The sequence below is a fragment of the Pseudomonas extremorientalis genome, assembly GCF_024584605.1.
GTDB lineage: Bacteria > Pseudomonadota > Gammaproteobacteria > Pseudomonadales > Pseudomonadaceae > Aquipseudomonas > Aquipseudomonas extremorientalis.
The window spans coordinates 2,111,898-2,131,956 of sequence record NZ_CP089519.1 but is presented as its reverse complement, the minus strand read 5'-3'; the positions used below and the strand labels follow the sequence as shown (position 1 = coordinate 2,131,956).

At 61.5% G+C, this 20,059-nt stretch carries 19 protein-coding genes; 9 read left to right on the top strand and 10 right to left on the bottom strand.

The features are described 5' to 3' along the window. The first annotated feature begins 64 nt into the window (after positions 1 to 64). Entirely contained in the window at positions 65 to 379 is a 315-nt protein-coding gene (sugE, locus tag LUU92_RS09675; RefSeq protein WP_071492250.1) for a quaternary ammonium compound efflux SMR transporter SugE, read from the top strand. A gap of 109 nt (positions 380 to 488) precedes the next feature. Here sugE and LUU92_RS09670 read toward each other — a convergent pair whose 3' ends face one another. The 3 genes from LUU92_RS09670 to LUU92_RS09660 form a co-directional block, all read right to left on the bottom strand. Beyond that, on the bottom strand, positions 489 to 2,357 hold the full coding sequence (locus LUU92_RS09670; protein WP_257103519.1) for an MFS transporter: 1,869 nt from the start codon (positions 2,355 to 2,357) through the stop codon (positions 489 to 491). A gap of 57 nt (positions 2,358 to 2,414) precedes the next feature. Further along, entirely contained in the window at positions 2,415 to 3,563 is a 1,149-nt protein-coding gene (locus LUU92_RS09665; protein WP_071492248.1) for a TDT family transporter, read from the bottom strand. A 117-nt stretch (positions 3,564 to 3,680) separates the two neighbouring features. Then, positions 3,681 to 4,880, bottom strand: a complete 1,200-nt coding sequence (locus tag LUU92_RS09660) for an MFS transporter (protein WP_257103518.1) — start codon at positions 4,878 to 4,880, stop codon at positions 3,681 to 3,683. Positions 4,881 to 4,971: 91 nt separating this feature from the next. Between LUU92_RS09660 and LUU92_RS09655 the strand changes: the two genes are divergently transcribed. Then, positions 4,972 to 5,511 carry a TetR/AcrR family transcriptional regulator gene (locus LUU92_RS09655; protein WP_257103517.1) on the top strand — a complete coding sequence of 180 codons (540 nt, stop codon included), beginning with the start codon at positions 4,972 to 4,974 and terminating at the stop codon, positions 5,509 to 5,511. Between the two features lie 58 nt (positions 5,512 to 5,569). On the opposite strand, the gene LUU92_RS09650 is transcribed toward LUU92_RS09655, so the two are convergent. From LUU92_RS09650 to LUU92_RS09635, 4 genes are all read right to left on the bottom strand, one after another. Beyond that, entirely contained in the window at positions 5,570 to 6,349 is a 780-nt protein-coding gene (locus LUU92_RS09650) for an ABC transporter permease (RefSeq protein WP_025858807.1), read from the bottom strand. Further along, on the bottom strand, positions 6,346 to 7,278 hold the full coding sequence (locus LUU92_RS09645) for an ABC transporter ATP-binding protein (RefSeq protein ID WP_058427204.1): 933 nt from the start codon (positions 7,276 to 7,278) through the stop codon (positions 6,346 to 6,348). The genes LUU92_RS09650 and LUU92_RS09645 overlap by 4 nt, the downstream gene beginning before the upstream one ends. A 134-nt stretch (positions 7,279 to 7,412) precedes the next feature. Beyond that, positions 7,413 to 8,030 (bottom strand): glutathione S-transferase family protein, encoded by a 618-nt coding sequence (locus tag LUU92_RS09640; RefSeq protein ID WP_058427209.1) that lies wholly within the window; start codon positions 8,028 to 8,030, stop codon positions 7,413 to 7,415. Positions 8,031 to 8,087: 57 nt separating this feature from the next. Then, positions 8,088 to 8,747, bottom strand: a complete 660-nt coding sequence (locus LUU92_RS09635; RefSeq protein WP_257103516.1) for a transglutaminase-like domain-containing protein — start codon at positions 8,745 to 8,747, stop codon at positions 8,088 to 8,090. A gap of 158 nt (positions 8,748 to 8,905) precedes the next feature. Here LUU92_RS09635 and LUU92_RS09630 point away from each other — a divergent pair, with 158 nt between their 5' ends. Beyond that, positions 8,906 to 11,353, top strand: coding sequence for an acyl-CoA dehydrogenase (locus LUU92_RS09630; RefSeq protein ID WP_071492244.1), 2,448 nt, complete (start codon positions 8,906 to 8,908; stop codon positions 11,351 to 11,353). A gap of 75 nt (positions 11,354 to 11,428) precedes the next feature. Beyond that, entirely contained in the window at positions 11,429 to 11,836 is a 408-nt protein-coding gene (locus tag LUU92_RS09625) for a PA2817 family protein (protein ID WP_010211653.1), read from the top strand. On the opposite strand, the gene LUU92_RS09620 is transcribed toward LUU92_RS09625, so the two are convergent. Continuing rightward, the gene (locus tag LUU92_RS09620; protein WP_093123055.1) at positions 11,837 to 12,781 is read right to left on the bottom strand and encodes a LysR family transcriptional regulator; all 945 of its coding nucleotides are present in this window, start codon (positions 12,779 to 12,781) and stop codon (positions 11,837 to 11,839) included. It abuts the gene before it with no gap. An 89-nt stretch (positions 12,782 to 12,870) separates the two neighbouring features. Here LUU92_RS09620 and LUU92_RS09615 point away from each other — a divergent pair, with 89 nt between their 5' ends. Beyond that, entirely contained in the window at positions 12,871 to 13,497 is a 627-nt protein-coding gene (locus LUU92_RS09615) for an alanyl-tRNA editing protein (RefSeq protein ID WP_257103515.1), read from the top strand. Between the two features lie 68 nt (positions 13,498 to 13,565). On the opposite strand, the gene LUU92_RS09610 is transcribed toward LUU92_RS09615, so the two are convergent. Then, complete coding sequence (locus LUU92_RS09610) at positions 13,566 to 15,140, bottom strand: alkaline phosphatase D family protein (protein WP_257103514.1); 1,575 nt, start codon at positions 15,138 to 15,140, stop codon at positions 13,566 to 13,568. After that, a complete protein-coding gene (locus LUU92_RS09605) occupies positions 15,137 to 15,691 on the bottom strand; it encodes a GNAT family N-acetyltransferase (protein ID WP_102593005.1) in 555 nt (184 codons plus the stop codon). The genes LUU92_RS09610 and LUU92_RS09605 overlap by 4 nt, the downstream gene beginning before the upstream one ends. 190 nt (positions 15,692 to 15,881) lie before the next feature. Here LUU92_RS09605 and LUU92_RS09600 point away from each other — a divergent pair, with 190 nt between their 5' ends. From LUU92_RS09600 to LUU92_RS09585, 4 genes are read left to right on the top strand one after another with little or no spacing between them, the layout of a single operon-like run. Further along, positions 15,882 to 16,289 carry an ExbD/TolR family protein gene (locus LUU92_RS09600; protein ID WP_071492239.1) on the top strand — a complete coding sequence of 136 codons (408 nt, stop codon included), beginning with the start codon at positions 15,882 to 15,884 and terminating at the stop codon, positions 16,287 to 16,289. Positions 16,290 to 16,291: 2 nt separating this feature from the next. Beyond that, positions 16,292 to 17,020 (top strand): energy transducer TonB family protein, encoded by a 729-nt coding sequence (locus tag LUU92_RS09595; RefSeq protein WP_093514441.1) that lies wholly within the window; start codon positions 16,292 to 16,294, stop codon positions 17,018 to 17,020. Between the two features lie 24 nt (positions 17,021 to 17,044). Then, complete coding sequence (locus LUU92_RS09590; RefSeq protein WP_257103513.1) at positions 17,045 to 19,327, top strand: TonB-dependent receptor; 2,283 nt, start codon at positions 17,045 to 17,047, stop codon at positions 19,325 to 19,327. A gap of 17 nt (positions 19,328 to 19,344) precedes the next feature. Next, positions 19,345 to 19,992, top strand: a complete 648-nt coding sequence (locus LUU92_RS09585; RefSeq protein ID WP_092247942.1) for a MotA/TolQ/ExbB proton channel family protein — start codon at positions 19,345 to 19,347, stop codon at positions 19,990 to 19,992. The last annotated feature ends 67 nt before the right edge of the window (positions 19,993 to 20,059 follow it).

Here is a 20,059-nt window from a genome sequence, read left to right as displayed (position 1 = left end):
CGACCCTGCGACGCTCCATAGCGCAGAATCCGGGGACGACCCCATCTATAGAAGGGGAATCACCATGTCCTGGATCATTCTGTTCTTTGCCGGGTTGTTCGAAGTCGGCTGGGCCGTCGGCCTGAAGTACACCGACGGTTTCAGCAAGCCGTTGCCCACCGCCCTGACGATTGCCGCCATGGCCATCAGCCTCGGCCTGCTAGGGCTGGCCATGAAGGAACTGCCGCTGGGCACCGCCTATGCGATCTGGACCGGTGTGGGTGCCGTGGGCACTGTGATTGCGGGGATTATCCTGTTTGGCGAGTCCATGGCGTTGTTCCGGTTAGCCAGTGTGGCGTTGATCATCTGCGGGCTTATCGGCCTCAAGCTCAGCACCTGAGCCACTACCGCAATCGGGGGCAAGCCCCCTCCCACATGTTGACTGTGTTCACACATCAAAGGTGGGAGGGGGCTTGCCCCCGATAGGGCCGTTACAGCCAAAACCAAAACTACCTGACACTCCCCCGCAACCCGCCTACCACCTCCTGCAACCTCGCAGGCGTCGGCCCCTCCACCGGCTCCCCCGCCACCAACACCACTCGCGACCAGATCCGATGAAAGAAGCCCTTGTTCGGATCGCGGCTGAAAAAACTCCCCCACAACCCCTGCAACGCCATCGGAATCACCGGCACCGCCGTCTCTTCCAGGATGCGCGTCACGCCACCGCGGAATTCGTTCATCTCGCCATCGGCGGTCAACTTGCCCTCCGGGAAGATGCACACCAATTCCCCTTCCTTCAGGTACTGCGCAATCCGCGTGAAGGCCTTTTCGTAGATCTGGATATCTTCGTGACGCCCCGCAATCGGAATCGCCCCGGCGGTACGAAAGATAAAGTTGAGCACCGGTAAGCGGTAGATCTTGTAGTACATGACAAAGCGAATCGGCCGACGCACCGCGCCGCCAATCAACAGCGCATCGACGAACGACACATGGTTGCACACCAGCAACGCCGCGCCTTCATCCGGAATCGCCTCCAGGTTGCGATGCTCCACACGGTACATGGAATGACTGAGCAGCCAGATCATGAAACGCATGGTGAACTCGGGGACGATCTTGAAGATGTAGGCGTTGACCGCGATGTTGAGCAACGATACCACCAGGAACAGCTCGGGAATCGACAGCTTGGCCACGCTGAGCAGCAGGATCGACACGATTGCCGAAACCACCATGAACAGCGCATTGAGAATGTTGTTGGCGGCGATGACGCGCGCGCGTTCGTTCTCGGCGGTGCGCGACTGGATCAGCGCATACAGCGGCACGATATAGAAGCCGCCGAACACGCCCAAACCGAGGATATCGAACAACACCCACCAGGCCTGGCCGTAGCTGAGCACGGCGAGCCAGTCATTGGCCTGTACGTTCTGCGGGAAGCCGCCGGAGTGCCACCACAGCAACAGGCCGAACACCGTCAGGCCGAATGAACCGAACGGCACCAGGCCGATTTCCACCTTGCGCCCGGAAAGCTTTTCGCAAAGCATCGAGCCCAGTGCGATGCCGACAGAGAACACCGTCAGGATCAGCGTCACCACGGTCTCGTCGCCGTACAACCATTCCTTGGCGTAGGCCGGGATCTGCGTCAGGTAGATCGCACCGACAAACCAGAACCACGAGTTGCCGACAATGGAACGCGAAACGGCCGGCGTCTGCCCCAGGCCCAGGCGCAGGGTGGCCCAGGATTCGCTGAAAATGTTCCAGTTCAGGCGCAACCCCGGGGTCGACGCCGCCGCCCGGGGAATACTGCGACTGGACAGGTAACCCAACACCGCCACGCCGACAATCGCCGCTGCCACCACCGGCGCATAATGGGTGGAAGACATCATGATCCCGGCGCCAATGGTGCCGGCCAGGATCGCCAGGAACGTGCCCATTTCCACCAGGCCGTTACCGCCCACCAGCTCATCTTCGTGCAGGGCCTGGGGCATGATCGAGTACTTCACCGGCCCGAACAGCGCCGAGTGGGTCCCCATGGCAAACAGTGCCAGCAGCATCAATTCCAGGTGATTGAACAGGAAACCGGTGGCGCCCACGGCCATGATCACGATCTCGCCGATCTTGATCGCGCGGATCAACGCGTCCTTGTTGAATTTCTCGCCAAACTGCCCGGCCAGCGCCGAGAACAGGAAGAACGGCAGGATAAACAGCAAGGCGCAGAGGTTGACCCAGATGGAACGGTCGCCGTCGATGGTGAGCTTGTAGAGAATGGCGAGGATCAGCGATTGCTTGAAGATGTTGTCGTTGAACGCGCCCAGCAACTGGGTGATGAAAAACGGCAGGAAACGCCGTGTGCGCAGCAAGGTGAATTGCGAGGGGTGGCTCATCGTCCGTGTTCCTGCGTGGCCTAATAGTTATCAGGCCACGACTTTACCTAACTCCGCTTACTTATTCCCTAGTCCCGCAATGCACGGCGAAACAAAAAGCTCACCTTTATAGGCACCCTGCACCGTGCGCTTGGCGACGATCAGCCACATCAGCGCCAGCGTCATCACCAGCACACTGCCGAAGACGCTGAAGAAACCCAGGTGCAACAGGCTCGCCAACTTCAACGTGGCCAGCGCGTACACCCCCAACGGAAAGGTGAAGCCCCACCAGCCCAGGTTGAACGGGATGCCTGCGCGCAGATAACGCAGGGTGATCAACACTGCGATCAGCATCCACCACAGGCCGAAGCCCCACAGGGTAATACCGGCCACCAGCCCCAGGCCGTTGGCCATTTCACCCACGCCCGGCAAACCGTTGGCCGCGAAGATCGCCGGCGCATCGCCGCCCAGCAGCAACATGCCAAGGGCACCGGTGCCGATGGGCCCCAGGGCCAGCCAGCTCGACGCGGCCATATTGGCGTGGGGCAGTTTATGCAAGGCCATGCGCAGCATCAGGATGGTCAGGATGCTGAACGCCACCGGCAGCGAAAACGCCCACAGCACGTAGCTGGTCACCAGCATCACCAGTTGCGAATGCGCATCTGCCAAGTGCGGCGCCAGCAGGCCACCGCTGGCGGCAGCGACTTCGGCGGCAACCACGGGCAGCAGCCACACGGCGGTCATCTGGTCGATGCTGTGTTCCTGGCGGGTAAACATCATGAACGGGATGAGTACGCCACAGGCCATGGCCATGGCCACGTCCAGCCACCACAAGGCCTCGGCCAGCGGTATCACGTCGCTGCCCCAACGCGGCAAGCCGAACAGCAGCAAACCATTGAGAATCGTCGCAAGGCCCATGGGAATCGTGCCGAAGAACATCGACACCGTGGAGTGCCCGAAAATCCGCCGCGCCTCGTGGAAGAACATTACCCAACGGGCCGCATACAGCACGCTGAACAACACGAACAGGCCGATGGTGAACAACCACAGCGCTTCGGCGATGGCGTGCAAACCTGGCAGGTTGACCGGCAGTTGCGCCAGAGCCAGCGCCAGTACGCCGGTGCCCATGGTCGCGGCAAACCAGTTGGGGGTGAACTGGCGAATCACTTCCCGTGGACGGGCCAGGTGACTGAAGGGTTTGTAGCTGAGGGTATTCGTGCAGGGCATGATGGCGTGCCTCTTTCTCGTATGAGGTTGAGGCCATCATAGAACCTGATCGAATATCTATATAACGGGTAATATCTCTAACTGTTATCTGTTTTACCAATATACGAGCAGTAACTATTACCGTCTGCTGTCCGTGGTCACCCGCACCCGCGCTGAATCCTGCCACAACAATGCGACGAGTGCGCCGAGCGCCAGCAGGATGAGGACCGCGCCGTAGCCGTCGGTGGTGGCGATCAGGCCAAAGCTGCGAATCAGGTTGCCTGCCAGCAATGAAGGCAAACAGAACGCCAGGTAGCTCAGCACATAAAACGCCGACATCAGCCCCGCACGTTCATGGGGCAAGGCCAGTGGCACCACACTGCGCAAGGCGCCGAGAAAGCCCGCACCAAAGCCGCTGCCGGCGATCAGGGTAGCGATGAAGAACAGTGCCAGGCTGGCGCTGTGCACGGCGGTGAGGATCAGCGTCACGCCGATGGCGAGCAAGCCGGCGCCCAGACGCAGCACCTTGTCGGCCGCACGATTGCGCAGGGTAAAGATCATCAGTGCGCCGCTCAGGGTCAGCACGGCCACCAGGCCGCCACCGATCAGGTTGGAAGTGGAGCCGGTGGCCGCACGCACCAGCGATGGCGCAAGGGACAAGTAGAACCCGCCCATTGCCCAGACGGCGATATCCACCGGCAACGACAGCCACAATGCCCGGCGCGCCTGGGGCGGTACGTGCAACGTCGGGCGCAGCGACGCCAGCGCGCCGGGGATGCGGCTCACGGTCTCCGGCAAACGCCATACGTAGAGGGCCTGCAACAGCATCAAGGCCAGCAGCGCCCAGTAGATCAACTGGGTCGGCAACGGCGCGTACTCCACCAGCAGACTGCTACCCATCGCCCCGCAGGCCATGCCCAGAAGCGGCGCCACGCTGTTGACCAGCGGGCCCTGCTGGCGGTCGGTGTCGAGCAATGCCGCGCCCAGCACGGCGGTGGCCATGCCGGTGGCAAACCCTTGCAGGGTACGGGCGGCAATCAACCAGGCCACGCTGCCTTCATTGATAAACAGCAACATCGCCAACATATTCAGAAGCAGCGCAGCAAAAATCACCGGCTTGCGCCCCAGGTGGTCCGACAATGAGCCAACGGTCAGCAGTGCCGCCAGCAGGCTCAGGGCGTAGACCCCGAAGATCAGCGTGAGCATGCCTGCCGAAAAATGCAGGCCCTCCTGATACAGGTGGTACAACGGCGTCGGCGCACTCGAAGCGGCCAGGAAGGTCAGCAAGGTGATCGCGAGGAACACCAGGCTGGAACGATGGGAAACAGGACTGGACATACGCACGCTCCGCTAAAGCTAATATTTTGCTTTTGCGGAGTGTGCTACCGGCCAGCGCTTAAAGCAAATTCTTTGTGTTAAGGTCACCAGCATGGCGATTAAAGAAGGCCTTCGCCCGGGGGGCCGCAGTGCCCGGGTCCAAGAATCAGTGCACAACGCGGTGCGCGAACTGCTGGAAACCCATGAGCGCTCCAGCGTCACCGTGCCGATGATTGCGGCGCGCGCGGGGGTTACGCCCTCCACCATCTACCGACGCTGGGGCGATCTGTCCGTGCTGTTGGCGGACGTGGCACTGGCACGCATGCGCCCCGACAGCGAGCCGGCCAACACCGGCAGCCTGCGCGGCGACCTGCAGGCCTGGGCCGAGCAGTACCTGGATGAAATGAGTTCGGAACCGGGTCGCAACATGATGCGCGACTTGCAGTGCTTGATCACGCCGGGGTACTGCGTGAGCATTCTGAGCGGGCAGTTTCAGGCGATTATCGAGCGCTATCCGGACGAGATGCCACCGAACGTGGACCATCTGATCAACCTGATCGCAGCGCCGACGGTGTTTCGCATTCTGTTCTCGAACACGCCGCTGACGGTTGAAGAGCTGCACCGTCTGATCGAGCTGGCACTGAAAGCCTGACATTACTCAAATACAAATGTGGGAGGGGGCAAGCCCCCTCCCACATTTTTGACCGCGTTTACGTACGCATCCCGCGCCCACTCACCAGCAACCGTGCACAACCGATATACAGCACCACGGTGGCAATCAACATGAACGTGATCGCCACGCTGATCTTGATATCCGACACACCCAAAATGCCGTAGCGGAAGGCGTTGACCATGTGCAGCACCGGGTTGGCCAGCGACACGGTCTGCCAGAACGGCGGCAGCAAGGTGATGGAGTAGAACACCCCGCCCAGGTAGGTCAGCGGCGTGAGCACGAAGGTCGGGATGATCGAGATATCATCGAAGTTGCGCGCAAACACCGCGTTGATGAAGCCCAGCAGCGAGAAGATCGTCGCCGTCAGTACCACCACCAGGATGGTGACCCCAAGGTGATGCACCTGCAGGTGGGTGAAGAACAGCGACAGCAAAGTCACGATCACGCCGACCATCAGGCCCCGCAGCACACCGCCCAGGGTGTAGCCGATCAGGATGGTATGGGGCGACACCGGCGACACCATCAGTTCCTCGATGGAACGCTGGAACTTGCTGCCGAAGAAACTCGAGACCACGTTGCCGTAGGAGTTGGTGATCACCGACATCATGATCAGGCCCGGCACGATGTACTCCATGTAGGTGAAGCCACCCATGTCGCCGATCTGCCGGCCGATCAGGTTCCCGAAGATCACGAAGTACAGGACCATAGTGATCGCCGGCGGCAGCAGGGTCTGCGGCCAGATCCGGGTAAAGCGCTTCACTTCGCGGTAGACGATGGTTTGCAGTGCGACAAGGTTGGGCTGCAGTTCGGAACTCATACCGCCACCTTCGTCAGATTTTTCTCCACCAGGGACACGAACAGCTCCTCAAGGCGATTGGTTTTATTACGCAGGCTCAGTACCTCGATGTTCTGGGTCGCCAACTGCGTGAACAACGCGGTGATGCCCACGGCCTTGTCCACCTGCACTTCCAGGGTGTGGCTGTCCACCAGGCGGCTCGGGTAGCCGAGCAACTGTGGCGCCACCGACAGGTTGTTCTTCAGGTCAAGCAAGAAGGTCTCCACATGCAACTGGCCCAGCAGGTTGCGCATGCTGGTGTTCTCGACGATGGTGCCGTGGTCGATGATGCCGATGTTGCGGCACAGTTGCTCAGCCTCTTCCAGGTAATGGGTGGTGAGGATGATGGTGATGCCCTTCTCGTTCAGCTCGGTGAGGAAGGTCCACATCGAGCGGCGCAGCTCGATGTCCACGCCCGCGGTGGGCTCATCGAGGATCAGCAGGCGCGGTTCATGCACCAGTGCGCGGGCGATCATCAGGCGACGCTTCATGCCACCGGAGAGTGAACGCGAAGGCACATCGCGCTTGTCCCACAGGCCCAGTTGGGTCAGGTACTGCTCGGCGCGTTCCTTGGCGATTTTCGCCGGGATGCCGTAGTAGCCCGCCTGGGTCACCACGATATCGAAGGTCTTTTCGAACTGGTTGAAGTTGAATTCCTGGGGCACCACGCCGATGGAGCGCTTGAGCGCCGCCGGGGATTTGTCCAGGTCGTGGCCGAAGATATTCACCGTGCCGCTGGTCTTGTTGACCAGGGTGGAGAGGATACCGATGGTGGTGGATTTGCCGGCACCGTTGGGGCCGAGCAAGGCGAAGAAGTCACCTTCGGCAACGTCCAGATCGATACCACTCAGGGCCTGGAAACCGTTGCCGTAGGTTTTGGTTAGCTGCCGGATGGACAGAGCGGAACTCATATCGGAATACGCACCAAAGAAGGGAATAGAAAGAGTAGATGGGGGCGCAGCCCAGGTAGTTCAACGGCGGCGCATGACAAGCATGGTGCTTGTCCGCGCCGCACAAGTACAGTCACCCGTATTAATAGTGGGTATTAAGTCAACGCGGTCATGACCGCTTTGCGGTAGGCCGGGCGTTGCTGCAGGCGCTGGTACCATGCCTCGAGATGGGGCATCGCAGGCCGTTCGATAGGCATTTCAAACCAGGCGTAAATAAAGCTGCCCAACGGAATATCGCCCATGCCGATCTCGTTGCCCGACAGATACGGCTGTGTGGCCAGGGCTTGATCAACGGTTTGGAGTACATCGATGCAGGCCTGGCGACCGGCGTGGATGTTGTCCCAGTTCTGTTTTTCCGCCGGGGTGCGCAACACGCCCCAGAACACGATCTTGAACGGTTCGGCGAAGGTGGAGGTGGTCCAGTCCATCCACTTTTCAGCATTGGCGCGAGCCTTCAGGTCGCTCGGGTACCAGCTGGAGGCCTGCCTGGCGCAGAGGTAGCGCACGATGGTGTTGGACTCCCACAGCACAAAGTCGCCGTCCTCGATCATCGGCACCCGACCGTTGGGGTTCAGCGCGCGGTACTGCGGCGTGTCAACCACGCCAAAAGCCCCGCCCGCATCAATTGCTTCATAGTCCAGGCCGAGTTCCTCGGCGCACCACAGTGCCTTCCTGACGTTTGATGAATTTTTACGACCCCAGATCTTCAGCATGACCGCGCCTTTATTGTTGATGAACATGGCTTGATGAAGGCAGCAGCATACGCCGGTTCACGCGCGGCTCAAATCGCTCTGCATATCACCCAGCAGGGGCGGCACTTCCTCGGCAAACAGGTGGGGGTAACACTGCTGGATATGCGCGAAGAAAAACGCCTCGGGCACGTCGGGAAATTGCCCATGGTCGACCACATACTCCATCGAGCGCAGGCCCTGGCGGTTGAACGCATGGAAGACGCTGTCGTGAACGCCATCGAAGTCCAGCGGCGGCACATCGAAGAGATCGCACAGCTGCTGGTTGAATGCGGGCGTGGCCTTGACCCAGCGATGGTTCAGGTAAAGCTCGGTGTAACCGTGCATGGCGAACACATCACTCTTGAGCAAGGCGATCAGGCGCGGTGTCGACAGGTGATTGCGTACATCCGCCAGGCCGATGCGCGCCGGGATGCCGCAGTGTCGGGCGCAAGCTGCGAGCAAGGTGGCCTTGGGCACGCAATAGCTTTCGCCGGTGCTCAACGCGAAGCTGGCACTCAAGGTGTCTGGATCACGGCTGAAGGTGTAGGGGTTGTAGCGAATCGCCTCACGCACGGCGTAGTAAAGGCTGACTGCCTGGTCACTTGGAGCCGCGTGGGTTCCGCGATGTTTTTCGGCGAACTCCACCACCGCAGGGTGGTCACTATCGATGAAGCGGCTGGGACTCAGGTACGTATCCATGAGCTTTATCTCCGAAGGAAGCCTGGAGTCTAACCACAGGTCTGCCGGGGAGATAACGACGAATCGGCCAAATCTCGTTACACCCTGATCACCCCGCTTGTTCGGATGCCGACTAAGCTCCCTGGTGGTTTCGCCCCTGGTTTCACGGAGGATTGAATATGCTGTTGTTGTGGATACTGGTGCTGGTGGTCGGCATTGCCTACCTCGCACACCGCCGCGTCGCCCCCCTGCCCGCCCTGGGCGTGGTCGCCGTCTACCTGCTGGCGATGGGCGCCTGGGGCCACGCACCGGGTTGGCTGCTGCTGATCTTCTGGGTGTTGATCGCCGTGGTGGCCGCGCCCCTGCTGTTGCCTGACCTGCGCCGCCAATACTTCACCAAGCCACTGTTCAATTGGTTCCAGAAAGTCCTGCCGCCGATGTCCGAGACCGAGCGCGATGCCATCGACGCCGGCACCGTGTGGTGGGACGGCGAGCTGTTCAGCGGTCGCCCCGACTGGGACAAGTTGCTGGCCTATCCCAAGGCCCGACTGACCGAAGAAGAACAGGCGTTCATCGACGGCCCCACCGAAGAACTGTGCGCCATGGTCAGCGACTGGGAAATCGGCCAGGCCATGGACCTGCCGCCCGCCGCCTGGGAACACATCAAGACCCACGGTTTCTTCGCCTTGATCATTCCCAAGGAATACGGTGGCAAGGGATTCTCCGCCTATGCCCACTCCCAGGTCGCAATGAAGCTCGCCACCCGCAGCGGCGACCTGGCCTCCACCGTGATGGTGCCCAACTCCCTCGGCCCGGCCGAGCTGCTGTTGCACTATGGCACCGAAGAACAACGCAACTACTACCTGCCGCGCCTGGCGCGTGGCGATGATATCCCGTGCTTCGCGTTGACTGGCCCGCTGGCCGGCTCCGATGCTGGCGCGATGCCCGACACCGGCGTGATCTGCAAAGGTGAATGGGAAGGCAAGGAAACCCTCGGCCTGCGCCTGAACTGGGAAAAACGCTACATCACCCTTGGCCCGGTCGCGACCTTGCTCGGGCTGGCCTTCAAGGCCCATGACCCGGATCACCTGCTGGGTGACGAGGAAGACCTGGGCATCAGCCTGGCGCTGATCCCCACTGACACCCCTGGCGTGGAAATCGGCCGGCGCCACCTACCCCTGGGCGCCGCGTTCATGAACGGTCCCAACTCCGGCAAGGACGTGTTCATACCCCTGGAGTTCCTGATCGGCGGCCAGGAAATGCTCGGCAAGGGCTGGATGATGTTGATGAACTGCCTCTCCGTGGGTCGTTCGATTTCCCTGCCGGCGGTCGGCACCGGCGCGGCCAAGTTCACCAGCCTGGTGACCGGCCAGTACGCCCAGGTGCGCGAACAATTCAACGTGCCACTGTCGGCCTTCGAAGGCATCCAGGAAGCCCTCGCCCGCATCGGCGGCAACGCCTGGCTGATGGACAGCGCGCGCATGCTGACCGCCAATGCGGTGGACCTGGGGGAAAAACCGTCGGTACTGTCGGCGATCCTCAAGTACCACCTCACCGAGCGCGGCCGCGAGTGCATCAGCCACGCCATGGACGTGCACGGCGGCAAGGGCATCATCATGGGCCCGAACAACTACCTGGGCCGCAACTGGCAAGGCGCGCCGATCTTCATCACCGTGGAAGGCGCGAATATCCTGTCGCGCAACCTGATGATCTTCGGCCAGGGCGCGATCCGCTGCCACCCGTTCGTGCTCAAGGAAATGGCCCTGGCCGGTCGCGAAGACCATGACCAGGCGCTGAAGGAATTCGACAGCCTGCTGATGCAACACATCGGTTTTGCCGTGAGCAACGCCGCCAGCACCCTGGTGCTCAACCTCGGCGTCGGCCATTTCGAAAAAGCGCCAGGCAACCGTTTGAGCCAGGGTTATTTCCGCGCACTCAACCGCCAGGCCGCCGCGTTCGCACTGCTGGCCGACCTGAGCATGATGCTGCTGGGTGGCGAGTTGAAGCGTCGTGAACGCCTGTCGGCGCGCCTGGGTGATGTGTTGAGTCATATGTACCTGGCGTCGGCCGCACTGAAGCGTTACCACGACCTGGATTCGCCGGATCACCTGGAACCGCTGTTCGCTTGGGCCATGGAAGAAAGCCTGGGCGAATCGGAGCGCGCACTGGATGAGCTGCTGAGCAACTTCCCGAACAAGGTGCTGGGCTGCCTGCTGCGGGTGATCGTGTTCCCGTTCGGGCGTCGCCATACCGGCCCGTCCGATGCGCTGGACGCCGAAGTCGCCGCCGTGATCGGCCGCGCCAAAGGCGATCCGACCCTGGAAGAGTTGCTGGCCGGCTGCTACCGCCCGCAATCGGCGGAAGACCCGGTGGGTGCCCTGCAACATGCCTACGACCTGCTGGGCGCCAGCCATCCGCTGCAAAAGAAACTGCACACCGCGCTCAAGAGCGGCCAGGTCAAACCTGCTGCCGGCGAGCATGCCATTGATGCGGCATTGCACGCCGGCGTGCTGCAACCCGCCGAAGCGCAGACCCTGCGTGACGCTGAAGCAGCGCGGCGCAAGGTGATCGACGTGGATGACTTCAGCAAGGAAGAGTTGACCCAGGCTGAGGGTAAAGTCCGCTGAGTCGAGTGGTCATATAAAAACGGGCGCGAGGGGCATATACTCTCGCGCCCGTTTTTGCTTTAGAGGACTTATCTCGTGTCCAACGTCGTTGCCGATCATCTCGTCTTGCTCGACCACTTGCGCAGCATCCTGGTTGCCGTCGGCGAAGCCGAACAGGTGCCCGAGGAAAGCCACTCCCTGTTCCTGGAGCGTTTCGACGAACTGCGCGCCCTGCTGCCGATCGACCCGATCGAAAGCCAGTACCTGGGCCAGGACCTGATGAGCCAGGTCATCCTGCGCTACCCACAGATCGCCCACCTGGTGCCACGCGACCTGCTGTGGTTCTTTGGCGGTGACTGCCTGCACTTCATGCCCGATGAAGAACTGGACCTGTACCAGGCCCTGGAAGAGCGCCGCTTCGAAGCCGAACAGAACGACGAACCGTTCGACTGGAACCAGGAAAAACAGCTGCTGGCCATGCCCGACGACCAAAGCAAGCACTGATCAGCGATCCGGAATGGGCCGTCGCAATGTCGGCTCCTTCGCCATGCACGCCACTAGATAATCAATAAACACCCGCAACTTCGGCGGAAGATAGCGCGTGGGCGAATGCAGCAACCACGCCTCGCCATGATAGGACGCGATAAAGTCCCACGCCGGCAACACCTGCACCAAACGCCCCTCCTCCAGCGCATGGCGCGCCGTAAAGTACGGCAGGCTGCCAATCCCCACATGCTGCAACACCGCATCCAACCGCACCCCGGTGTGGTTCGCCGCATACCGCCCGCGCACCACCACCGTCACCGCCTTGCCCGCCTGGCGGAATTTCCAGCGCGAGTCCCCTGGCGTTTCCCCCAGGTAAATACAGCTGTGTTCCAACAGATCATGGGGATGGCCCGGCACTCCATGCTCGGCCAGGTACTGCGGCGTCGCGCACAACAAATGCTCGATGGGCAGTAACTGCCGGCCAACCAACCCCGGCGGCGGGCTGTCAGTGATGCGGATGCTCAGGTCGACATTGTCATCAATCATGTCCACCTGCCGATCCTCCAGGAGCAACTGCACGTCGACCTTGGGATAGCGCCGCAGGAACTCCGGCATATGCGGGTGCACCACAAACCGCCCCACCGCCTTGGGCACGCTGACCCGCACCAGCCCTTCAGCTTCGTGGGTGAACTGGCCGCTGATCTCCATCACCGAACGCGCCGCGTTGACCATCTCCTGGCAACGCTTGAACACCTCTTCCCCGCCCTCGCTCAGGCGCAATTTGCGCGTGGTGCGTTGCAACAAACGCGTGGCCAGGGCTTTTTCCAGGCGCGAGATGCTGCGGCTCACCGAGGACGGCGAAGCGCCCAGTTGCCGGGCGGCTTCGGAGAAGCTGCCGGTTTCCACCACTTTGACGAAGATCGCCATCTCGCCCAGCAGTGGCAACGGTAGATTGATGCTCATGGTGCACAGGTCCATTGATAATTGAGCGGATTATCACCCATCTGCGCACTATTTATACTGCCCGTAGAACCCTGATGCGGATGTAGATCATGACCGAACGCCTGTTTTTCACCCACGACCACCTGACTGCCGAACTGGAGGTGCTGAGTTGCACGCCCCACGAAGACCAGTTCGCGGTGATCCTGCAGTCGACGATTTTTCATCCACAGGGCGGCGGGCAACCTTTCGATACCGGTTGGCTCGGTGAAAGCAGCGTGCTGCGCGTGACCCAGGAAGCCGATCAGGTGGTGCATTACGTCGACCGCCCGCTGGCGCCGGGCCCCGCCACCGCACGGGTCGATGAACAGCGCCGGGCGTTGCACACCCGTCTGCATTCCGCCGGGCACTTGATCGGCAACGTGGGCGAGACCCTGGGCTGGATGCCCATCAAGGCTCATCACTGGCCAGGCGAAGGCAAGATCACCTTTATCCGTGGTGAAGCCGCGCAGAGCATGGACGCCGAGACGATCCAGCAACAGGTCAACCAATGGATCGCTGCGGACTACCCGCGCCATATGAACCTGGAAGACGGTACCCGCCAGGTCGGCTTTGGCCAGTTGCCTGCGTATGCCTGTGGGGGCACTCATGTGCAGACCTTGGGTGAACTGGGCCAAATCACCATCCTGGCGTTATCGGAGAAAAAGGGCGCGTTGTCGGTACGCTACGAAATCACCTGAACCAGCCCCATTCCCCCTTGTGGCGAACGAGCTCGCCACAGAAAATTGGCTTGTCAGAACAAACTTCCCTACACCTCAACCGCACCCGCCCGGCCCGCCTCCACCACAAACGACTTCAGCGTCGACACCCTGGCCGCCGGATCACGCGGGTCGGTAATCACGCGCAAGTGCGTTAGCATCTTGCCCGCCTCCACCTCCACCGACACATACCCCCGCTGGCGACTGTCAAAGAATTTCACATGGGGGTTAAGCGGCAGGATCTTGCTGAACGCCTCAAACGGCGGCCCGTCGGACGTCACCGACGTACCGACGAACTCCGTGGCGACCACAGGCGAATCCGGGTTGTTGCCATCGGCATGCAAGTCCGTCACCCAGAACGAATGGATATCGCCGCCCCAGAACACCGGATTATTGACCCGGTTGCGCTCGAGGGAAGCCAGCATCCGCGAACGATTGGCCATGTAGCCATCCCAGCCATCGGTCCAGCGCCCCGGCTTGTGGTTGGTCAGGTCGCGCTGGGTCAACGGCGCCACCAGCAAGTCCTGGGCGATGATGTTCCACTGTGCCTTCGATTGGGCAAAGCCCCGGTCCAGCCAGGCCTCCTGCTGCCAGCCGAGCAGGGTGCGGGCAGGGTCGCGCAAGTCGTGGCAAAGGTTATCGGCGATATGCCCCTGGTGGCTGCCATTGGCCAGGACGCACGGTTGTTCGGAGCGGTACTGTCGGCCGTCCAGCACGTGGAAACGGGCCAACCGGCCGTAATCCATACGCCGATAAATGCGCATGTCCGGCCCTTTCGGCAAGCTACTGGCACGCAGCGGCATGTGCTCATAAAAGGCCTGGTACGCCGCCGCCCGTTGCTGCAGAAACTGCCCCAGCGGGACCTTCGGGTCCTGGGACCAGCGATTGGCGTAATCATTCTGCACTTCGTGATCGTCCCAGGTCGCCACGCTCGGTGCAGCAGCGTGCAGGGCCTGTAGATCAGGATCGGTTTTGTACAAGGCATAGCGGTTGCGGTAGTCGCTGAGGCTCACCGCGTTGCCGCTGCCATGGGGGCGAATGATCTTGCCCGAGTCCGCTGCGTAGGAACTGTCGTAGATGTAGTCCCCGAGAAAAAACACCAGGTCGGGTTGCTCCTGCGCCAAGTGGCGATACGCACTGAAATAGCCACGCTCCCAATGGGAGCACGAGACAAACCCCAAGCGTGCCGACACCATGGCATGCACCGCCGGTGCCGTGCGCGACTGCCCCACCGGACTTTGCGCGCCGAGCCCTTCGAACTGGTACCAGTACGACCTGCCCGGCTCCAGGCCCGCCACCTCCACATGCACCGAATGCCCCCAGCGCTCGCTGGCCATGACCTCGCCCTGGCGCACCACGCGGGTCATCGCCGCATCGTGGGCAACCCGCCAACGCACCGGCACCGGGCGGCTCAAGCCACCCCGGCCATCGCCAGCATTGAACAGCGGCGCCAGGCGCGTCCAGATCACAAACCCGTCAGGCAATGGATCGCCGGAGGCCACGCCCAAAGTGAACGGGTAGTCCACCCCGGCACTGCGCGCAAACGGGCTGAGGATCGAAAAGGTGGTGGCAACGGCCAGCCCGGCGAGGACCCGCCGCCGACCGTGATCGACGTCGCCGCTCACAGCCGAAACTCCCAATCCTCACGCAGGGTGGCGAACACCAGCATGTCTTCATGCACCCCATTCTTGAGGAACGCCCCGCGCAGGCAGCCTTCGTACTGCAGACCGATTTTCTCCATGACCCGCGCCGATTCCTTGTTGCGACTGAAACACTGGCTGCCCACACGGTGCAGGCCCAGTTCGCCAAAGCCGTAGTCCATCAGCGCGGTCGCCGCCTCGGTCGCATACCCCAGGTTACGTGCATCCGCCGCCGTCCAGCCGCCAAGGTGCCCATAGTGATGAGCCGCATTGATGCGCAGGCTGGCGATGCCGATCAGTTCGCCGCTGTCGCGCACATGCACGCCCAGGCTCAACAACCCCACCGAGCGAAATTTCTCCTGCATGCCGTCGATAAAATCCTGCGCCGTTTGCAGGGTATAGGGCGACGGAATGCTCGCCGTGTTATCGGCGATTTTCGGCCCGTTGGCGAGGGTGCACAACGTCTCGGCCTGGTGCTTTTCCAGTGCTTTCAATAGAAGTCGCGGAGTGGAAAGACATGGCAATTCGCTACTCATCTTTGGGGGCCCTCGATGTAAAGTTTTTGAGAATGCCCCTGTCGGGTTTCAATTCTGTTACGTCACAAAAATGACCCAAGAGTCGCCTGTAATACCCGTCCTAGAGCCCTCAAAACGTCAATTAAAGTTAACCAATCGGTCATTTTTGGTTGTTAGCGTGTCGCCCCTAATTCAATAACGGGGTAGCGGAATGAGAACCTGGGACGAACCGAAAAAACGCAAGGCGCACATCGAACTGATCCCGATGATCGACGTGATGATGTTCCTCCTGGTGTTTTTCGTACTCGTGAGCCTGAACGTGATTCCGGCCCTCGGCATGAAGACCCAACTGCCGAGCGCCAGCAGTTCGCAGCAGCTCAAGCCGCAGAACAAATTCATCCTGACCCTGGGCCTGGAAGGCCAGTTGCAACTGGATGGCAAGGACCTCACGGTCGATGGGCTGGTGCCGGCGTTGAAAGCGGCCGAAAAGCCTGACACCAAGTCGACCATCATCGTGAACAGCGACAAAGGCGTCGAGGTTTCGCGCCTGGTGGAGGTGATGGACACCCTGCGTCTGGGTGGCTTTACCTCCGTGTCCATTGCCACGCGTAAGTCCTGATCATGTACGTATTGTTTCGTGCGCGTCAGCTGCTGGGCAGCGTCCCGGCCCTGATCGCTCTGGTGCTGATTGCACTGGGTATCCAGTCCCAGACCTTGAAGGTCGAACCGGTGTATGACGAGTCCGCCGTCGAGTTGGCGCTGGTCGAACCGGAGCCGGAGGTGATCCCGGAACCGGTGGTGGAACAAGAGCCGCCACCGCCGGTGATCGAGGATGAAGAGGCCGAGCCGGCCCCGCCGCCGCCGCCGCCCAAGCCGCTGCCAAAACCCAAGCCTGAGCCCAAACCCAAGCCCGTGCCCAAACCCGTGGTGGCCAAGCCAACGCCTGCGCCGACGCCGCCACCGGTCGCCGCCAAACCGGCGCCTGCGGCCGTGGCCCAGGCCGCGCCGACACCCGCGCCGCCCGCCCCTCCCAAGGTCGACGGCCAAGCGCTGGAAGGCAGTTACCTCAAGGGGCTGCGCAACGAGTTGGACACCTACAAACAGTACCCCACCGGGCGCCAGGCCTCCCTCGAACGCCCGAGCGGCGAAGTGGTGGTGTGGTTGCTGGTCGACCGCCAGGGTCGGGTTCTCGACTCCGGCTTGCAAACCCAGGCCTCGAGCATGTTGCTCAACCGGGCCGCCACCAACAGCTTGCGTCGCATCAAGCAAGTCAAGCCGTTCCCCGAGCAAGCCTTCGGGGGCCGCAATGAGCAGCGCTTCACCGCCACCTTCAACTACAGCGTGCAATAAGCACCCGACACCAGGACGACAGAGATGAGGTTCACACGGATTCATCTGGCACTTGTTGCCGCAAGCATGGGCCATGGAATGGTCATGGCCGATACCAGTGACAGTGACGTCGGGACCATTGGGGTTCAGGGCAAGGCCACGGCAGGTGGCGGCTACATGGTGCAGGAAGAAAGCATCAAGGGCCGCTCCACCGTGACCAAGGAAGCGCTGGATAAACAGACCGCCACCGGCAACGCCGTGGACAAGCTCAAGTACACCCCAGGCTTGAACATTTCCAGTGAAGACAACACCGGTCTGTCAGGCTTTCGCTTTACCATGCGCGGCCTCAACTCCGACCAGGTGGGGATGTCGGTGGACGGCATGCCGATCAACGACTCCGGCAACTACGCGTTGTACGCCAACCTGCTGGGCGACCCGGAAAACATCGAGCAGATCTTCGTCACCCAGGGCTCTTCGGAAGCCGACGGCCCGCACATCGGCTCCAGCGGCGGCAACATCGGTATCGTGACCATTCGCCCGACCAAGGAAACCGGTGCGTTCGTCAAACAGATCATGGGCAGCAACGCCACCCGCAAGACCTTCGCCCGCCTCAACACCGGCGAGATCAACGGCCTGAGCAACTGGCTGTCGGCCTCCCATACCGAAGGCCAGATGTGGCGCGGTTCGGGTGCCGTGCGCGCGGACAAAGTCGAGTGGAACAGCTTCTTCGACGCCGGCGATGGCAACACCGCCAACCTGATCCTCAAATACCACGAGCAGGACAACAACAGTTACAGCCAACTGACCAAGGCCCAGTTCCAGCAGAACGGCCGCAAATACGACCCTTACCCCGCCACCCCCACCGTGGGCAGCAACGGCAAGTACAACAGCTACTACGCCCTGGCGCAGAACCCGTTCCAGACGTTTACCGCGGTGCTCAACACCCAATTCAAACTGGCCGACAACCTCGCGCTGTCGGTGATCCCGTATTACTACTGGGGTAACGGCAGCGGCGTCGGCTCGTCCAGCTATGCCCTGAACCGCGGCTCGAACCAGGGCGGCGTGTTCGACCTGGGCAACCTGCCCACCGGCGCTCAATACAACGCCGACGGCACCCCGAACAGCGGCGTGTACTATCGCCCTTCACGCACCCAGACCTGGCGTCCGGGCATCACCACCAAGCTTAACTGGGACCTGGGCGATCACAGCCTGCAAGTGGGCTACTGGTACGAGCGCGCACGCCAGAGCCAGACCCAGCCGTTCATTCCGCTCAAGGCCAGTGGCAAGCCGGTCGACACCTGGCCGGATTCCAACGAGGCGGTGGTGGATGCCAATGGCAACACCATCCAGGGCCGCGACCGCTTCACCATCACCCCAGCGCAAAAGGTCTGGGCCCAGGACACTTGGTACATCAACTCGGACTGGACCCTGATCGGCGGCCTGGCCTATATGAACGTCAAGCGTGACGGCACCAACCATGGCAGCCTCACCGAGCAAGCAGAAAAACGTAACCAGACCTACAACAAACTGCTGCCCAACGCCGGCCTCAAATACCAGGTGGATGAACGCGACCAGGTGTTCTACAGCCTGTCGCGCAACATGCGCATCCCGCAGAACTACGTGCTGTACGACAAGGGCGCAGGCTCCATCGACGCCAAGCCGGAAACCAGTTGGAACCACGAACTGGGCTGGCGCTACACCGATGAAGCCATGACCGTGGCCGCCACCTTGTTCTACATGCAGTTCAAGGATCGCCAGGTGTCGTCGCGCGATATCAACGGCGACTTCGCCGACATCAACGCCGGCTCCGTCAACAACAGCGGCCTGGAACTGGAGTGGAGCGGCCTGTTGCCCAATCACTTCAACTACTACACCTCCTACACCTACACCAAGGCCGAGCAGCAAGACGACTTGACCGTGTACAACGCTGGCAAAGCGATCGTACTGCCCACCAGCGGCAAGCAGTTCGCCAACGTGCCGAAAAACATGCTGGCCGCCAACATCGGCTACGACGACGGCCGCTTCTACGGCACCTTCGGCGGCAAGTACACCAGCAAGCTCTACGGCGATTTGACCAACGACGAAGCCATCTCCGGGCGCACCGTATTCAACGCCGGCGCCGGTATCTACCTGCCGGTGGACAAGAAAGTGGTCAAGGACGCGACCCTGCGCCTGAACGTCGACAACCTGTTCGACAAGAAGTACTTGGACGGCGTGTACACCACCAAGACCAACGCGGCCACCTACGGCGGTTTCCGTGACGGCGACCCGGCCTACATCGTGGGCCTGGAACGCACCGTGACGGTTTCCCTGGAAGCCAATTTCTAATTGCGAGGTAACTGAACATGGACATGAACCTGCTCCACGACATCACCTTCTATGTGATGTATGCCGCGATGGCCATCGCGATCTTCATCACCATCGAGCGCGGGATTTATTTCGCGTATGTACGCCGCCAGGCCCATGCACTCACCGAAGTGCTCGGCGCCAACGTGCACAGCGAACGCGACCTGCCGGAGAGCCTGACCCGTCGTGACAGCCTGCCGTTGAGCATGGTGCTGCCGGTGCTGGCACAGAAGGCGTCGAACGGCTCGCGCAAGGACCTGGATGACGTCATCGAGACCCAGTACCTGACCACCCGCGCGCCGCTGGCCCGCAGCCTGTGGATCATCGAAACCATCACCACCGCCGCGCCGCTGTTGGGTTTGCTGGGTACCATCCTCGGCATCATCGACACCTTCAAGGCGTTGGCGACGGCAGGCGTGTCGGACCCGGGCCAGATCTCCGGTGGCATCGGTACGGCCCTGTTCGCCACCGGCCTGGGGATCGCCATCGCACTGTTTTGCGTGGTGTTCCACAACTTCTTCCAGGACCGCCTGGAGCGCATCAACGACCAGCTGAAAATCCTGCTGATCCGCGCCGCCACCGGTGCCCGTGTGCAGAGTGAAGTGCCGCATCGGGTACCGACGCCGCTGCACAGCCGCACCGCATAAACCTGTGGTGAGCGGGCTTGCCCCGCGTTGGGTGGCGCAGCCACCCCATATCCAGGCACCTCGGTCT

Excerpts from the sequence above, each read along its gene's own strand:
- LUU92_RS09615 (WP_257103515.1), top strand. The coding sequence starts at position 12,871 with ATGACCGAACGCCTGTTTTTCACCCACGACCACCTGACTGCCGAACTG.
- LUU92_RS09590 (WP_257103513.1), top strand. The coding sequence starts at position 17,045 with ATGAGGTTCACACGGATTCATCTGGCACTTGTTGCCGCAAGCATGGGC.
- sugE (WP_071492250.1), top strand. The coding sequence starts at position 65 with ATGTCCTGGATCATTCTGTTCTTTGCCGGGTTGTTCGAAGTCGGCTGG.
- LUU92_RS09630 (WP_071492244.1), top strand. The coding sequence starts at position 8,906 with ATGCTGTTGTTGTGGATACTGGTGCTGGTGGTCGGCATTGCCTACCTC.
- LUU92_RS09595 (WP_093514441.1), top strand. The coding sequence starts at position 16,292 with ATGTACGTATTGTTTCGTGCGCGTCAGCTGCTGGGCAGCGTCCCGGCC.
- LUU92_RS09665 (WP_071492248.1), bottom strand. The coding sequence starts at position 3,563 with ATGCCCTGCACGAATACCCTCAGCTACAAACCCTTCAGTCACCTGGCC.
- LUU92_RS09600 (WP_071492239.1), top strand. The coding sequence starts at position 15,882 with ATGAGAACCTGGGACGAACCGAAAAAACGCAAGGCGCACATCGAACTG.
- LUU92_RS09620 (WP_093123055.1), bottom strand. The coding sequence starts at position 12,781 with ATGAGCATCAATCTACCGTTGCCACTGCTGGGCGAGATGGCGATCTTC.
- LUU92_RS09670 (WP_257103519.1), bottom strand. The coding sequence starts at position 2,357 with ATGAGCCACCCCTCGCAATTCACCTTGCTGCGCACACGGCGTTTCCTG.
- LUU92_RS09650 (WP_025858807.1), bottom strand. The coding sequence starts at position 6,349 with ATGAGTTCCGAACTGCAGCCCAACCTTGTCGCACTGCAAACCATCGTC.
- LUU92_RS09660 (WP_257103518.1), bottom strand. The coding sequence starts at position 4,880 with ATGTCCAGTCCTGTTTCCCATCGTTCCAGCCTGGTGTTCCTCGCGATC.
- LUU92_RS09635 (WP_257103516.1), bottom strand. The coding sequence starts at position 8,747 with ATGGATACGTACCTGAGTCCCAGCCGCTTCATCGATAGTGACCACCCT.
- LUU92_RS09655 (WP_257103517.1), top strand. The coding sequence starts at position 4,972 with ATGGCGATTAAAGAAGGCCTTCGCCCGGGGGGCCGCAGTGCCCGGGTC.
- LUU92_RS09605 (WP_102593005.1), bottom strand. The coding sequence starts at position 15,691 with ATGAGTAGCGAATTGCCATGTCTTTCCACTCCGCGACTTCTATTGAAA.
- LUU92_RS09645 (WP_058427204.1), bottom strand. The coding sequence starts at position 7,278 with ATGAGTTCCGCTCTGTCCATCCGGCAGCTAACCAAAACCTACGGCAAC.
- LUU92_RS09585 (WP_092247942.1), top strand. The coding sequence starts at position 19,345 with ATGGACATGAACCTGCTCCACGACATCACCTTCTATGTGATGTATGCC.
- LUU92_RS09640 (WP_058427209.1), bottom strand. The coding sequence starts at position 8,030 with ATGCTGAAGATCTGGGGTCGTAAAAATTCATCAAACGTCAGGAAGGCA.